The sequence below is a fragment of the Bacillus cereus group sp. RP29 genome (assembly GCF_040459765.1).
Classification (GTDB): Bacteria; Bacillota; Bacilli; order Bacillales; family Bacillaceae_G; genus Bacillus_A; species Bacillus_A paranthracis.
In genome coordinates this window covers 2,912,358-2,927,002 of sequence record NZ_JARVHN010000001.1, presented here as the reverse complement: position 1 = coordinate 2,927,002, position 14,645 = coordinate 2,912,358, and the positions used below count along the sequence as shown (strand labels likewise).

The window sequence follows — 14,645 nt, the reverse complement described above, 5'->3', positions numbered from 1 at the left end:
AATAACTTATATTATAGCGTATTTTTCTGTATTATTATAAAGAGATTTTAAAATGAATGATAAAAAGTAGAGGCCGCAACTTAAAGGAATGACGGATTACCTTGAGCGTAGAGGCTGGTGGTATGAAGTTAAGTAAAGATTTTATTTTAGTGAAACAGAAAAATCACTCGGCCTCAAAAAGAGGATACTTTTATTGAGTAATCCTCTTTTTTAATAAAGGAAATTTAATTGGTTATAATGGAAAGCGCACTGAAAACTAATAAAACGGCCATAATGATGTTAAATGATTTAGTATGCTTCAACAAAAGTTTTTGAAACATGGAACCGAATAATGTCCAACTAAATGTGCTCATTAATCCAACTACACCTAGAAATAATGAAAAAAGTAGATAACTTGAATATGAATTGTAGTAAGGAAGAATAAAAGTTGATACTACAGTTAGTCCGAATAGTATTCCTTTAGGGTTAATAAACTGAAGGAAAATCCCAACTGTAAATAAATTTTTATTATATTTTTCATTGGGATTTATGCTAGTTTTACTTGTGAGTATTTTAAGAGCTAAATATAGCATATATGCTACACCTAAGATTTTTAAAGGGAATTCGATTATAGGTAGGATTTTAATTAATACAATATTAAAGAAACTACATAAGGAAGTGAGGATGAAAAAACCGAAAGCTACTCCGAAGCAAAATTGCATACTCCTTTTTAAACCATGTTGATTAGCGTATGTCATAGCTAAAAAATTGTTGGGTCCGGGTGTGAAGCTACTTATAAAAACAAATAACAAAAAAGAAAATATAGGCATTTCAAAACCCCCTAAGTATTTTGTATGTTATAATGACTGAAAAGAACTATATAACGTGTGCTTTTTATTATACATAACGGTCGTTATATTGTATATAGTGTAGGGGTGTTTCTTATGGAAGAAATTCAACTTATTCTGGCGAAAAATTTAAAAACAATTCGAGAAAAAGAAAAATTAAGTTTAGAAAAGGTTTCCCAATTAACAGGTGTGAGTAAAACGATGATTGGACAAATTGAACGTGGAGAGTCAAGTCCAACATTAACAACGATATGGAAAATTGCGAATGGTTTGAAAGTGTCTTTTACTTCTTTAATCAATAATCCGCAACCGGATACGAAAGTTGTTTTACGAAATGATGTTCAAGTATTATCAGAAGACAATGGAAGATATAAAGTGTATCCTTCTTTTCCTTTCCAAGATGATAGGAACTTTGAAATCTATACGGTTGAAATTGAAACAGAAGGAAAGTTAAATTCGGAAGGTCATAAAGAAGGGACTGAAGAATTTATAACGGTGTTTGAAGGGGAATTGACAATTGAAATAAATGATTGTCAGTATAAATTAAATAGCGGGGATTCAATTCGCTTTAAGGCGGATAGACCGCATTCCTATCGTAATTTTGGAAGAACGCAAACCCGGTTAAATATGACTATTTATTATTCAACTTCATAAATTTACAGCTACCTTGAAAAACAAAGAAAGGCGTAATGATAAAACCATCTATAAGAGATGGTTTTTATTTTTTATAATCCACAAAAAAAGACACTCATTTGAGTGTCAACATAGTGTTGCTCTCGCGTATAGGATTGGGGTATGTTTCTCAAATATGTTTTGAGATGGTTCGCATTTGAGAAACTATCTTCATGTTCAATGTAACATTAGCAGTGAGGAGTGTAAATTGATAATGTATATACGGAAAATTTAGTATAGATACTTTGTACTATGAATATAGTACAAAGTATTTCTTATTGCATAATCACTTACGTGAAGTTATTAAAATATAAACTAAAGGAATGACCTAGTAGTTACTATTTTAGCATTTAAGAATGATTATTATAAAAAGAATGAATCATTTTTTAATCGATTCGTATAATTGTTAAAGAGGCGCCTGTTGAACCACCTCCAACTAAATTAACTATGGATAATACGCCGAATAGTTGAAGTGAAATTGTATTACCAGCAGTTAAATTAATTATTAAATTATTATTATAATTTGAAGTTGATAATGCGGGAGAAAAAATAGATCCGGAAAGTGGAGTCGAAGAGTTTAATAGTAGCGATTTAGTATTTTGGAATGGAACTATCATTTTATTATATTAATACTACTAGTTATAGTAACGGTAAAAAGTTTACTTTATGTAAAATCATTTGAGTATGAAAAAGTAGTTATGGAATTTTTCTAAAATGATAGAGGGTTTATTTTGTTAATTAGTAAACAAAATGTGAAATGAGGTAGTAAATTGAACAGCGATGAAAAATTATCTTTGAATAAAGGTATGGTAAGACCAGAAAATATTGGACCTACTTTTCCGGTTCTTCCGCCAATTTATATTCCAACGGGAGCAACGGGAGCAACAGGATCAACAGGGTCAACGGGAGCAACAGGGTCAACGGGAGCAACGGGAGCAACAGGAGTAACGGGAGCAACAGGAGTAACGGGAGCAACAGGAGCAACGGGAACAACGGGAGCAACAGGAGCAACTGGTGGCGGAGCTATTATTCCATTCGCTTCGGGTACAACACCAGCTGCGTTAGTTAACGCATTAGTAGCAAATACAGGAACTCTTCTTGGATTTGGATTTAGTCAGCCTGGTATAGCTTTAACAGGTGGAACTAGTATCACATTAGCGTTGGGTGTAGGTGATTATGCATTTGTAGCACCACGCGCAGGTGTTATTACGTCATTAGCAGGTTTCTTTAGTGCAACAGCTGCATTATCTCCATTATCACCTGTTCAAGTGCAGATACAAATATTAACTGCACCTGCAGCAAGTAATACGTTTACAGTACAGGGTGCACCTCTATTATTAACACCAGCATTTGCTGCAATCGCAATTGGTTCTACAGCATCAGGTATTATACCTGATGCTATCCCAGTAGCTGCAGGAGATAAAATACTACTATACGTTTCATTAACAGCAGCAAGTCCAATAGCTGCAGTAGCTGGATTTGTAAGTGCAGGTATAAATATCGTCTAGTTTGTTACAACGCCTGTTTGAAATTTGAATTGGCGTTTGTATATAGCCCATCCTAATTTTATTAGGGTGGGCTATATTTTATGGAAAGATAGGTGATAAATCAATTGAGAAAGTACTCTTTGTTAAAAAAATCAAAATTAATGATTTATAATCTATTGTTTATGGAATAAGTTATATGATTTGAAAAATTATCTATAAATAAAAAAGATGAATTCTATTAAAAACAGAATTCATCTTTTAAATAAAAGGGAAGTAATTTATTTATCGTGAGTGTTAAAATGTTATTGTACAAATTAGTAATCAACTATTTGTTTTTATTACAGTTACATCCTTTTTTCTTTACATAGCCTTGATTGGCTAAGTCTCTTTGTGATTGGGAATTGGAAGATTGAGAATTCGAAGACTGAGAGGATGTTGATGAACTACTATTTTTATTATGAGAGTAGTTTTTTCGATAGTTATAATTACTCATAGTACTATCACCTCCAATTAAATATATAACTATTATATGTAGCTATTCTATTAATTGTTACGATAATAAATAGGAATGGGTATATAATAAAAAAATCTCCTACGTATTTTCCGAGGAGATAAATAATTGTCCTTTCATAATATAAATTAATATCCCCAGTAAAGAGGAAAATAATATGAATTTTGGTAATATAAATTTTGTTGTGGATTAGGAGGATGAGTTGCAGGGGGTATCGTTCCGCGGTTCTGATTACAATTTGCTGGAGGACCGATTACTGTAGTGGATTGAATAGGGGATACCGCTTGTTTCCATTGTTGCTCATCGAGACAGTAAGTATGGGCCATTATATTAGTGGGAGTTAATCTTAACATGTCAGAACCAAAAATAACTTCTGGTGTTGGTGCGTCGAAGATTGCTAATAAATGAGTGTTATCTGCTGTAGCAATTTCATAATGCCACCACGCTTGTGGAATGTTGGCAACTTGCCCCGGTTTTATTGGTAAGTTTAATATTTGATTTGTAAAAGGATTAAGTAAAGAAACAACTGCAGAGCCTGAAATGCAGTAAACAAGTTCAGCTGCATTTTGATGTATGTGCGGCTCTACAACATTTCCTGTACTTAAATAGATATCTAATAAAGAAGTGTTTTCTAACATATTTAATTGTTTCTTGCCAAGTACGTTTATATAGTTTTGAGCATCTTTCTGAAAAAAATTACTTTTATTTAAATCATAAGTGAAATTAATTGAGGGGGAAGTGTAGTCGATATTGGAACTCAATTGTATTACCTGCCTTTCTATTAGTAAGTAAGGTTACAAAATTAGGATATGTGTCTATTGTTGGTTGTGTGCAGTTGTTGGTATCTTATTAAATTTGCTTATTCCATAAAGAATATGGGGTGTATTTCGTATCATAAAAAACAGACCAATACTTTTTATAAGAAGCATTGGTCTATTTTTTATGATAGTTTTTGCTGAATAATTAATTGTGCTTTAGCGGTATTGGCATAATTGAGCCAATCTAATACCAAGTTTTGTTTTAAATCAAAGTAGATTTCTATGACGTCAAAATGGGATACCTTTGTTTTAAGTGGAACAGGTATACCGTTTACTTTTGCATTTTTCATGTTATGTGCAATTTTTGGAAATGCAGAGAAAGTAAAATCAATAATTGTAGCACCATCTGGTAAATAAATAGGTTGTAAATCTGAAGTATAAGCCGTTATGGTATTTTCAAATAGTTCGTACGATACTAGATTGTGGAACGCAATTGGATCTGTAGTTAATAAATTGTTATGCACAATTGTATCATTCATTATTTTATAAGATATGGATTGGATATTTGCAGTTCTATTATTTAATAAAGAAAAAATGCCGTTATCTTTTAATGTTTTTGCTAATTGTGTTTGAATGATAATTGTTTGTTCAGTATTATTCATATTGACTTTAGTTTTTAAATTGTTATTAAAATAGCTTTTTTCAAGAGTTTTAATTCATTAAATTGTAGATAATTTGCCTTTTGTAATAATACCTCGCTCATATAAATCCGTCCCTTAAAATTATTTTTAATAGTAATTCTACATAATAGAATAAATCCCCTTTGAAATTATTTTAATTATGTAAAAAATAAAGGTGTTGAGATGAAACTATATTCGTATATCCATTCATACTTTGGATTGATGGAAAAAAGTAAAGAACGTGTTAATTTAATATTACATCAATCATTAATAAGGGGTGAAGGTTCATGTCATTTAGTGAAATGATTAGAAATGAAGTGCTCAGCTGGGCGGGTGTTTCTGAAAAACCGCATCGATTTGGCGGCATTGAAATAAATTACGGTAAGAAAGAACTTGGTCATCTGCATGGAGATAAGTTAGTCGATTTACCATTTCCAAAGTTAAAGCGGGATGAATTAGTAAACCAAGGATTGGTCAAACCACATCACGTATTACCTGAATCAGGATGGATCAGTTATTATATAAAGAGTGAAGAGGATATACCATTTGCAATTGAGTTATTTCGTATGCAATATGACCGAATAAAAAAATAATGTAATAAAATAGATGAGTAAAAATATATTTTCATGTCACATCCCTCCTTAATCGTTCGTCTTGTATGTAGAACGATAAGGAGGGATTTTATTATGAAGAAATTTGATGTAGCAATTGTTGGTGGTGGCCTTGCTGGATTAACAGCGTCTATATATTTAGCGAAAGCTGGAAGAAAAGTGATTGTTTTAGAAAAGTCCAATCGCTTTGGTGGTCGAGGGATGACTATTAATAAAAATGGGATCTGTATGAATCTTGGTGCACACGCCTTATATAGAGGAGGAGCCGCATTTTTAACTTTTAATGAGCTCGGTATGAATCTACCGGGTGGAATTCCATCTACAAAAGCACATGGAATATGGAAAGGGGATATTTTCACCATACCAACAGATTTCCGTTCAATTTTATCAACACCACTACTTTCGTGGTCTGCAAAAGTACAATTCTCACGTCTTATGATTCGTTTAGGGAATTTAGATGTAAGAAAAGTTCAAAAAGTGAGCCTAACTACATGGGCAGAAAATGAAATAAAAGATCCAATGGTTCGCAATATATTTTATGCGCTATGCCGAACAACAACATATACGTTTGCTCCTACAATACAATTAGCATCATCTGTACTAAAGCAAATACAGCTTTCGATAAAAGATGGGGTATTTTATGTAGATGGTGGCTGGGAGACGATAATAACAAAATTAAGAGACATTGCGAATCATGCCGGGGTGCAATTTTTGGATAAAAAGCATGTTTTGGAAATAGAGCATTACGAAGATAAACAAAGAATATATTGTTTTGATGATGAGGTATTTGAAGTAGGTACAGTCATTGTGACGACTCCACCGAAAGAAGCTTGTAACATAATTAAAGGTGTGGAAGGAACAAGTTTGTATAGATGGAGTGAACAATCGGTACCGGTTACTGTTGCTGCATTAGATATTGGTTTGAGACGATTACCTAATCCGACACATCAATTTGCGTTAGGGTTAGATCAGCCTATATTTTTCACGAATCAATCAAGAGCAGCTAAATTAAGTGATGATGGATCAATTGCAGTGAGTTTAATTAAGTACCATAATCCTGTACTAGAGATGAAACATACTCATGAAGATAAAGAACAGTTAGAAAGTACAATGGATTTGCTACATCCAAATTGGAAAAGAGAAGTTGTTGCGCAACAATATTTACCGAAAATAACAGTAGTATATGATTTTCCTCATATAAACCGAGTTGAAAAATCAGGTCCTAATATCCCTGAAATGCCAGGTGTTTACGTTGCAGGTGATTGGACTGGGCATGATGAAATATTAGCTGATGCTGCAGTAGCAAGTGGAAAACGTGCAGCGTTACACATTTTAAAGCAATTAGAAAGTGAGGGAGTTCATCATGGAAACGGAGCAATTATATGAAGCGTATCAACCATTATTATTTTCGTTAGCATATAGAATCCTTGGGAGTGTTATGGATGCTGAGGATATCGTTCAGGATGTATTTATCTCGTTAAATAATATAGAGGATCTTCAGTCTATAGAAAATATGAAAGCATATTTGTGTAAGATGGCGACAAATCGTTCAATTGACAAATTACGTTCGGCAGCGCATAAACGTAACGTGTACGTAGGGATGTGGTTACCAGAGCCACTTGTAGAAGAAAGTAATGAGCCATCAGAGTCATTTGTTATGAAAGAATCCCTTTCCACAGCATATTTATTACTTTTACAACAACTGTCTGAGGTAGAAAGGATTGTTTTCATATTAAGAGAGGTTTTCAGTTATGAATACGAAGAAATAGCTTCAATTGTTGATAAGAGTAGTGTGAACTGTAGAAAGATCTTTCAACGGGCACGAAATAGTATATTGGATAAGCCGAAGCAATCAACATTAAGTACGAAGAAAATGGCTGATTATGTTGAAAAGTTTGTATCATCACTACAATGTGGTGATGCGCAAGGTATGTTAGAAGTATTAAAAACAGATGCGATATTGAAAGCAGATGGTGGTGGTAAAGTTACAACTGCGATTCATCCAATCTATTCTGCAGATAGAATTATTCGTTTATTCTCTGGAATTAGAAGTAAGTTCCCATCAGCGTACAATGTTGATTATAAGATAGTAAATGGTGCCCCAGGTGTTATTGTTAAAGTGAAAAACAAAGTGACTTATGTACTTTCATTCACATTTGAGAATGAGAAAATCTCAAATATTTATATGATGGTTAATCCTGAAAAACTTATGCACTTAAATAGAATAGTATAAAAAAGACGCATTTCTTTAGAAGTGCGTCTTTTTATTATTTTTCTAACATTTCAAGAGGTACATCTTTTTCGCCAGCTACCTCAAATTTAATTTCCCCGTCTTCTTCATAAATACGTGTAATAATCGGTATAGTAATCATTAATTTTTTGTGCTGCTTTCGTTTTCGAGCAGCATCTAAGCTAATCACGTTCATTTGTAAGCATCCTTTCTTCTAGAAATATATAAACAAAGAAAATGCGTCCGGAAAGGGCGCTTAATTGAATTTGAAATACCGATTCATTTAAATGGGGTTTATATGATTTAACAACTGCAATTGAATTAAAAATAGTATGAATGGAATAATTGCACGTAGAAATTAACTTTACCAAAAAACGAAACAATATGCTATAAAAAATTATAAATCTTTGTCATATAACGAGAAAAAGGTTTTTGTTTCGCATATAATGAAAGTAGACGAGCAACAAGAGCTTTTTCATCATATTGCTTTAGAAAGGCGATGAAAAAAATGGATACATTAAATTCATTATTATTTCAACTTGAACAATATGGAGAAGAGCATGATCGAAATAAAAAAACACGGGAAGAAAAATTACGGAATATTTCTCGTGAGATGGGGCAATTTTTATCAATTTTAGTAAAAGGGTGTAGCGCAATAAACATTTTAGAAATTGGAACTTCTAATGGTTATTCTACATTGTGGTTAGCTAATGCGGTAGAAGAAACAAATGGAAATGTAACAACTGTGGAGCTTTCTTCAGAACGAGTTGGAGAGGCACTTGTCAATTTTGAAAAGGCAAACTTGTTGCAAAGGATTGATGTTCACAATCAAGAAGCAGGGGCATTTTTAGATTCACAACTAGATCATTCATTTGATTTTATTTTCCTAGATTCAGAGCGTACGCAATACATGTGGTGGCTTGAACATATAAAACGCATTTTACAACCACAAGGTCTTCTTGTTGTCGATAATGCTACTTCTCATGCGAGTGAATTAGCTGAGTTTATAAAAATGATTGAAGAAGATAAAATGTTTGAAACAGTGTTATTGGCATTTCAAAATGGTGCATTTGTAGCGCGTAAGAAGCAATAGGATTGAACGCAATATAATTATCACATTGAAAAAGGGTGTATGTCAAAAGATTGAGTACAGTAGGATGGGAAGGTCGTAATTTATATACGTAACATACGAAGAATCCGCCTTCAGCATGTCGGTCTCTAGGTCTTAAGTCTGAGGAAAATTATGTTGTTTACAGGTATACTTATAGTAAGAAACAGGGAATGACTGCATAAGCAGGTATTTCTTGAAAATTGATTTCATATAGGCTGTTTGCACATGAAATACAATATATTAGATGAAATATAGTGCACATAAATTCGCACATATAAATAAAGGAGCGATTTTGTTGACTGAACTCGAGAAAAAAGAACCCGTATCAATTGTGAAAGATAATAATGTAGAAGTAGTAGTTGATACAGTTATAAAAGATGAAGAACTTGATGAATTAAATAAAGAAGCCGATCTTTATGTACAAAAATTAAATAGCGAGCAAAATACAGATTTATCGAAAGTATTGTCTCAGCTAGGAGATTTAGGGGATAAAGAACAACAAGCAGCAGGACAAACGTTATCAGCATTAAAACGTCCTGTCACAGCGATGATGAACGGGAAAAATGAAGAAATCCCGAATACATTGTTAGAATTACGTAAAGTAGTATCAGAGCTTGATCCGAATTCATTAAAAGCAAGTGGTATGAAGAAAATTATGTTTAAAGTATTCAAGAAAAATCCACTTGAAACATACGTGCATAAATACCAATCTATAGATAAGCAAATTGAGGAGATTATAAGATCGCTTCTAATTGGCCGTGACAACTTACAAGAAGATACTGTTGGCCTAGAGATGCTTAAGGAACAATCACACGATAAAATTCACGCGCTTGATAAGCAAGTATACTTAGGGAAAAAACTTGCTGGCATGCTGGAAGCTGAGAAACAAAATCCAGAACGTCAAAGGGATATTCCATTAATTAATGATGCATTAGAAAAGATACTCGTACGTACGCGCAATATGCAACAAGCGAAAAGTGTGTTATTACAATCTATCGCATCAGTAGACATTATTAAGAAAAATAATGAAAAGTTAACAGAGGCAATTCGTAATGCAATTACGATGACGCAAAACGTTGTAACAGTTTCTGCTGCGATTCAGCTAGCATTAACGAATCAACGTAAAACAATTGATGCAGTGAATGCAACAAATGAAGCAATTGAATCCATGGTATTAAGTAATTCCCAAGCGTTAAAACAAAATACAGAAGAAACAACAAAACTTCTTGAAAATCCTGCAATTAGCATGGATAAATTACGCGAATCATTCCAAAATGTATTTGCTGCGATTGAAGCTTCTGAGAAATCATCAGAACGTATTATCGAGTCAAGTAAGAAGTTTGTTATTGAACTAGACACATTTAATGATGAAATGAAACAAAAGCTCATTCAGCGCCCAAGAAAATAGCAGACTTTTAGAGGAGGTGAAAAAATGAGTTTCATTCAAACCGTACTATTATTACTCGGTACATTGCTTTTAATCGCATTTACGGTCGTTGTTTTAGTCGTATATTTCGGACGAAAACTGTATTTTTCATGGACGAAGCCATATAAAAGAGCACACGATTCTTTAGAAAAGTTATCGAATAAATCATTACCGTTTCTACAAGAATTTACACAACATCCACTCTTTTATCGCTGGATTCGCACGGAAGGAAAAAAAGAGCAACATACATTAAACACTCTTTTCTGTGCATCGAGCCAACGTACGAGAGAGCAAGTATTCTCAATGTTACCGAAAGAAAAACAGAAAAAAGTACATGTAATGGCAAAAACAACGAAAAAACTTACAAATGAAGATATTGATGTAGCTGCGATAAAAGTGAAAGATTTTTTAAGACAAGAAACGCAGCAAACAGTAAAACCGACAGATTTATCGTTTTATAAATTGTATTTTTATGATCGATATCCAGATGCATTAAATACAATTCAAGCGTATAAGCGTTCAATAAATCCTTCATTACAAAAAACAGTTGATGATATTACAATTTCAGTATTAAATGCACTGCCGTACTATCAAGAGCAACGTATGTTTGAACAACAACATAAACTTGAAACGTTCTTAATGAAAGATTTAATAGCGATGTTATCTTTAGTGGTGCAATTACCACCATCACAACGTCCTGAAAAAGAAGAAGAATTGAAAGTCTACTTACAAAATTTCCAAAAAGAAATGGAAGTAGTAGAGAGGGACATTCGCGACTCGATTGATCACGATTTGAATGTGAAGATGAGAGCAGCGACTGAGAAGTTTAAGAATAAATAAAAAAGACGCCTTAAAGCTATAATACTTAGCTTTAAGGCGTTTTTTTATTAGTTGTTATTTTGCTTTAACGGTAGTATGACTAGAAGCAACACTTTCATTATGCAATCGATCAACCGCAGTTACTACATACGTATATGTTTCTCCAGGGATAGCCGTTTTATCTACATAAATTTCTCCAGGCTTTGTCTTTCTTACAGTAGTAAGTAAATTTTTCGGATTTTCTATATTCACTTCACTTTTTCCATTCACGCGGTAAATGGCGTAATAAGCAGAATCATTCTCTCTATCGTCAATAATACCTACAGCAATACCTTCATCTCTTGGAATAGCACCTTTTAAAGTCGGTTGTTTTGGTGGATCATGATCAAGCCAAGGCATAGAGGGGATTAATGCAGGATATTTATATATGTCTTTTGAGAGTCTATCTTTAATTCCTAGTGGATTGTTATTAATATCTTTCAAGCTAAAATGCATACTACCTTTTATTTCAGGATATAACCGATTTAATTCAATTTGTCTTGGGTATTCTTCTGGATTAGACCAAGCTGGGACAGAATTATTATTAATTTTATAGGCCGCCTGACCGATGTATAGGTGAATCGGTTTATTAGTTGTTTCTTTTACCCACCAATCTACTAAAATGTCATATGCAGCTGGTGTGAAACCAATATTCCAATATATTTGCGGTGTAATGTAGTCAATATATCCTTTTTGTATCCACTCACGTGTATCAGCGTAAAGGTCATCATAGTTCCTTTGACCTGCAGTTGTGTTAGAGCCAGTTGGATCGTCAGCTATATTTCGCCATACGCCGAACGGACTTATGCCAAACTTTACGTATGATTTTTCTTGTTTTATAGCAGTATTTAAATCTTTTACAAGTTCATTTACATTGTTACGTCGCCAATCCTCTATATTTGTAAATCTACCGTTATTATACGTTTCGTACGTTTTTTGATCGGGGAATTGTTCACCTGCTACTTTATATGGATAAAAATAATCATCCATATGCAGCGCATCAATGTCATAATTTTGCACGATTTCTAAAGCACCTTCAGTTATAAATTTTTTCACTTCCGGAATACCGGGATTGTAATATAACTTCCCGCCATAAGGTACAATCCAATCGGGGTGTTGTTTTGCAGGGTGATTATTTGATAATCGATTTATATCAGTGTGATTCATCGTTATTCGGTATGGGTTAATCCATGCGTGGAATTCTATATTTCTTTTATGTGCTTCATCGACCATAAATGCGAGTGGGTCATAACCAGGATCTTTTCCTTGTGTGCCCGTAATGTATTCAGACCAAGGACCGTAATTTGAAGGATAAAAGGCATCAGCGGTTGGTTTGATTTGTACAACGACTGCATTCATACCGGTGTTTTTAACATCGTCTAATAATCTAATAAACTCTTGTTTTTGATTTTCGATGGGTAAGCCGGTTTTTGAGGGCCAATCAATATTAAGAACAGATGCGATCCATACAGCACGTAATTCATGTTTTTTATACGTAGTATTAGCTTCAGCATAAGTAGAGTGAGGGGAAATGAAAGTGAAAGGAATAAAAAAGATGACGATACAACATATCATTAATAAACGTTTAACAATCATTTATACGCCTCCCTATTATGTGGTTAACTATTATGATATCCGAGATGAGGTTGTTCTTACAATTGAGAAAAATAAATATTGAAACATTAATTTAATAGGAAAAATATTTTTACTGAAATTTACTTTCATTATAACTAAATTCATTTACTACTTCATATGCTTGTTAGTAAAGTGAAACTTCCTTTCATTTGAAGGGGAATAAATTATAAGTATAGGAGGATTCATAAATGAAGGTTTTGTTCGTTTGTTCTGGAGGAATGTCCAGCGCAATTGTTGTAAACGCTTTAAAAAAGGAGGCGGAGAAAAAGGGTATGAACATGGAAGTGCATGCGATTGGAACAAATGAGGTAGAGGAAGAAGTAAAGAATGGCTGGGACGTTGTAATGGTTGCACCTCAAGTTAGACATCGATTTGATTCTGTTAAAAAATTCGCAGAAGAGGAATCTATCCCGTGCGGTATTATACCGCCGCAAGCATATACACCTCTTGGCGGACCGACTTTATTAAAGACTGTAAATGATTTAATTCGTTAGGGGGAACCGTTATGAATAAGTTTGTCACGTTTCTCGATAAAAACTTATCTGGACCGATGGCAAGACTTTCTGAACAGAGACATTTACAAGCAATCCGTGATGGAGTGATTTCAGCATTACCATTTATCATCGTAGGAAGTTTCTTTTTAATCGTAGCATTTCCACCTTTACCGAAAGATAGTTTCATATCCGTTTGGGCATTAAAAAATCAAACAAGTATATTAATACCATATCGCCTAACGATGTTTATTATGTCTTTATATATAGCATTTGGAATAGGATATAATTTGGCGAAAAGTTATAAATTAGATGCTTTATCGGGAGCTCAGCTAGCAGTATGTTCACTGCTATTAACATTAACTCCTGAATTAATTGATAAAAAAGGATTTATGCTTCCGATGACAAATCTTGGAGGTCATGGATTATTCGTGACGATGATTGTTTCTATTTTATCCGTAGAGATTTTAAGGTTTTGTAAGAAGAAAAATGTAATGATTAAAATGCCAGAACAAGTACCGCCATCTGTGTCGCGTTCGTTTGAAGCACTTATACCTGCTGCATTCGTTATTATTATTATGAGTCTAGTAACTGTCGTTTTTAGCATTGATTTACACCATGTTGTTGATAAACTAGCAGCACCATTAGTAAAAGCTGGGGATAGTTACTTCGGTGTAATGATTCCAGTGTTTTTAATTACGTTTTTTTGGTCATTCGGAATCCATGGTGTGTCGGTTGTTGGAACTGTTGCTCGGCCATTATGGGAAGTATACTTAGGGAAAAATGGTGAAGCAGTTGCTAGTGGAGCAGATCAGTTGCCATTTATTTCACCAGAGCCGTTATATCAATGGTTTATATGGATTGGCGGTTCTGGTGCGACATTAGGGCTTGTATTAGCTATGATTGTATTTGGTCGATCAAAATATTCGAGAGCATTATCAAGAACTTGTATTGTTCCGGGTATTTTTAATATAAATGAGCCAGTCATATTCGGATTACCGATTGTACTAAATCCAATTTTAATTATCCCATTTATCATTACACCACTTGTAACGGCAACTGTTGCATATTCAGCAACTGCGATGGGATTTGTAACACCAACACATATTATGCCACCGTGGACATTACCAGCTCCAATTGGTGCGTATTTAGCTACAGGCGGAGATTGGCGTGCAATAGTATTAGTTTTTATAAATATAGCAATATCGTTCCTTATATATTTACCATTCTTTAAAATGTACGACAAAAATATGCTTGAAATTGAGAAGAATGGTGAAGGCGAATCTGTTAATCCATAATCTTTATGCTTTAATTTATGAGTGATAGGTATTTTGCCTATCACTTCTTT

Annotated in this window: 13 protein-coding genes and 4 pseudogenes; 11 read left to right on the top strand and 6 right to left on the bottom strand. The window is 33.6% G+C overall.

Annotated features, from left to right (window positions below; translation table 11 throughout):
- Positions 1-76: 76 nt before the first annotated feature.
- A pseudogene (locus QCI47_RS15625) lies at positions 77-136 on the top strand (N-acetylmuramoyl-L-alanine amidase C-terminal domain-containing protein); the annotation flags it as partial.
- An 88-nt stretch (positions 137-224) separates the two neighbouring features.
- Here the strand turns inward: QCI47_RS15625 and QCI47_RS15620 are convergent.
- On the bottom strand, positions 225-809 hold the full coding sequence (locus tag QCI47_RS15620; protein WP_071742207.1) for a LysE family translocator: 585 nt from the start codon (positions 807-809) through the stop codon (positions 225-227).
- Between the two features lie 57 nt (positions 810-866).
- Here QCI47_RS15620 and QCI47_RS15615 point away from each other — a divergent pair, with 57 nt between their 5' ends.
- The gene (locus tag QCI47_RS15615) at positions 867-1,481 is read left to right on the top strand and encodes a helix-turn-helix domain-containing protein (protein ID WP_116777243.1); all 615 of its coding nucleotides are present in this window, start codon (positions 867-869) and stop codon (positions 1,479-1,481) included.
- A gap of 404 nt (positions 1,482-1,885) precedes the next feature.
- Here QCI47_RS15615 and QCI47_RS15610 read toward each other — a convergent pair.
- Positions 1,886-2,086, bottom strand: a pseudogene (locus QCI47_RS15610) (BclA C-terminal domain-containing protein); the annotation flags it as partial.
- Positions 2,087-2,365: 279 nt separating this feature from the next.
- Here QCI47_RS15610 and QCI47_RS15605 point away from each other — a divergent pair.
- A pseudogene (locus QCI47_RS15605) lies at positions 2,366-3,007 on the top strand (exosporium glycoprotein BclB-related protein); the annotation flags it as partial.
- Between the two features lie 618 nt (positions 3,008-3,625).
- Here the strand turns inward: QCI47_RS15605 and QCI47_RS15600 are convergent.
- Together QCI47_RS15600 and QCI47_RS15595 are read right to left on the bottom strand one after the other, a co-directional pair.
- Complete coding sequence (locus QCI47_RS15600) at positions 3,626-4,258, bottom strand: cupin domain-containing protein (RefSeq protein ID WP_309422729.1); 633 nt, start codon at positions 4,256-4,258, stop codon at positions 3,626-3,628.
- A gap of 179 nt (positions 4,259-4,437) precedes the next feature.
- A pseudogene (locus tag QCI47_RS15595) lies at positions 4,438-4,962 on the bottom strand (TGS domain-containing protein); the annotation flags it as partial.
- 260 nt (positions 4,963-5,222) lie between these two features.
- Between QCI47_RS15595 and QCI47_RS15590 the strand changes: the two are divergent.
- From QCI47_RS15590 to QCI47_RS15580, 3 genes are all read left to right on the top strand, one after another.
- The gene (locus tag QCI47_RS15590) at positions 5,223-5,528 is read left to right on the top strand and encodes a luciferase domain-containing protein (protein ID WP_000010324.1); all 306 of its coding nucleotides are present in this window, start codon (positions 5,223-5,225) and stop codon (positions 5,526-5,528) included.
- Positions 5,529-5,621: 93 nt separating this feature from the next.
- The gene (locus tag QCI47_RS15585; protein WP_000712990.1) at positions 5,622-6,932 is read left to right on the top strand and encodes a phytoene desaturase family protein; all 1,311 of its coding nucleotides are present in this window, start codon (positions 5,622-5,624) and stop codon (positions 6,930-6,932) included.
- Positions 6,910-7,779 carry an RNA polymerase sigma-70 factor gene (locus QCI47_RS15580; protein ID WP_000447135.1) on the top strand — a complete coding sequence of 290 codons (870 nt, stop codon included), beginning with the start codon at positions 6,910-6,912 and terminating at the stop codon, positions 7,777-7,779. The genes QCI47_RS15585 and QCI47_RS15580 overlap by 23 nt, the downstream gene beginning before the upstream one ends.
- A gap of 34 nt (positions 7,780-7,813) precedes the next feature.
- Here the strand turns inward: QCI47_RS15580 and QCI47_RS15575 are convergent, their stop codons facing one another.
- Positions 7,814-7,972: a hypothetical protein gene (locus QCI47_RS15575; RefSeq protein WP_001100984.1), complete on the bottom strand. Its 159-nt coding sequence runs from the start codon at positions 7,970-7,972 to the stop codon at positions 7,814-7,816.
- A gap of 303 nt (positions 7,973-8,275) precedes the next feature.
- Here QCI47_RS15575 and QCI47_RS15570 point away from each other — a divergent pair, with 303 nt between their 5' ends.
- The 3 genes from QCI47_RS15570 (at position 8,276) to QCI47_RS15560 (ending at position 11,153) form a co-directional block, all read left to right on the top strand.
- Positions 8,276-8,869, top strand: a complete 594-nt coding sequence (locus QCI47_RS15570) for an O-methyltransferase (protein WP_001997477.1) — start codon at positions 8,276-8,278, stop codon at positions 8,867-8,869.
- A 313-nt stretch (positions 8,870-9,182) separates the two neighbouring features.
- On the top strand, positions 9,183-10,295 hold the full coding sequence (locus QCI47_RS15565; protein ID WP_000137402.1) for a toxic anion resistance protein: 1,113 nt from the start codon (positions 9,183-9,185) through the stop codon (positions 10,293-10,295).
- A 24-nt stretch (positions 10,296-10,319) separates the two neighbouring features.
- Positions 10,320-11,153 (top strand): DUF3974 domain-containing protein, encoded by an 834-nt coding sequence (locus QCI47_RS15560; protein ID WP_000008365.1) that lies wholly within the window; start codon positions 10,320-10,322, stop codon positions 11,151-11,153.
- A 54-nt stretch (positions 11,154-11,207) separates the two neighbouring features.
- Here the strand turns inward: QCI47_RS15560 and QCI47_RS15555 are convergent, their stop codons facing one another.
- The gene (locus QCI47_RS15555; protein ID WP_262718194.1) at positions 11,208-12,767 is read right to left on the bottom strand and encodes a glycoside hydrolase family 10-like protein; all 1,560 of its coding nucleotides are present in this window, start codon (positions 12,765-12,767) and stop codon (positions 11,208-11,210) included.
- Positions 12,768-12,994: 227 nt separating this feature from the next.
- Here QCI47_RS15555 and QCI47_RS15550 point away from each other — a divergent pair, with 227 nt between their 5' ends.
- Together QCI47_RS15550 and QCI47_RS15545 are read left to right on the top strand one after the other, a co-directional pair.
- Complete coding sequence (locus tag QCI47_RS15550) at positions 12,995-13,300, top strand: PTS sugar transporter subunit IIB (protein ID WP_000865887.1); 306 nt, start codon at positions 12,995-12,997, stop codon at positions 13,298-13,300.
- Positions 13,301-13,311: 11 nt separating this feature from the next.
- Positions 13,312-14,595 carry a PTS sugar transporter subunit IIC gene (locus tag QCI47_RS15545; RefSeq protein WP_309422728.1) on the top strand — a complete coding sequence of 428 codons (1,284 nt, stop codon included), beginning with the start codon at positions 13,312-13,314 and terminating at the stop codon, positions 14,593-14,595.
- Positions 14,596-14,645 lie beyond the last annotated feature (50 nt).

What these genes read in the sequence shown, in the direction of transcription:
- QCI47_RS15550 (WP_000865887.1), top strand. Translation starts at nt 12,995, where the DNA reads ATGAAGGTTTTGTTCGTTTGTTCTGGAGGAATGTCCAGCGCAATTGTT.
- QCI47_RS15590 (WP_000010324.1), top strand. Translation starts at nt 5,223, where the DNA reads ATGTCATTTAGTGAAATGATTAGAAATGAAGTGCTCAGCTGGGCGGGT.
- QCI47_RS15545 (WP_309422728.1), top strand. Translation starts at nt 13,312, where the DNA reads ATGAATAAGTTTGTCACGTTTCTCGATAAAAACTTATCTGGACCGATG.
- QCI47_RS15560 (WP_000008365.1), top strand. Translation starts at nt 10,320, where the DNA reads ATGAGTTTCATTCAAACCGTACTATTATTACTCGGTACATTGCTTTTA.
- QCI47_RS15570 (WP_001997477.1), top strand. Translation starts at nt 8,276, where the DNA reads ATGAAAAAAATGGATACATTAAATTCATTATTATTTCAACTTGAACAA.
- QCI47_RS15580 (WP_000447135.1), top strand. Translation starts at nt 6,910, where the DNA reads ATGGAAACGGAGCAATTATATGAAGCGTATCAACCATTATTATTTTCG.
- QCI47_RS15575 (WP_001100984.1), bottom strand. Translation starts at nt 7,972, where the DNA reads ATGAACGTGATTAGCTTAGATGCTGCTCGAAAACGAAAGCAGCACAAA.
- QCI47_RS15620 (WP_071742207.1), bottom strand. Translation starts at nt 809, where the DNA reads ATGCCTATATTTTCTTTTTTGTTATTTGTTTTTATAAGTAGCTTCACA.
- QCI47_RS15555 (WP_262718194.1), bottom strand. Translation starts at nt 12,767, where the DNA reads ATGATTGTTAAACGTTTATTAATGATATGTTGTATCGTCATCTTTTTT.
- QCI47_RS15585 (WP_000712990.1), top strand. Translation starts at nt 5,622, where the DNA reads ATGAAGAAATTTGATGTAGCAATTGTTGGTGGTGGCCTTGCTGGATTA.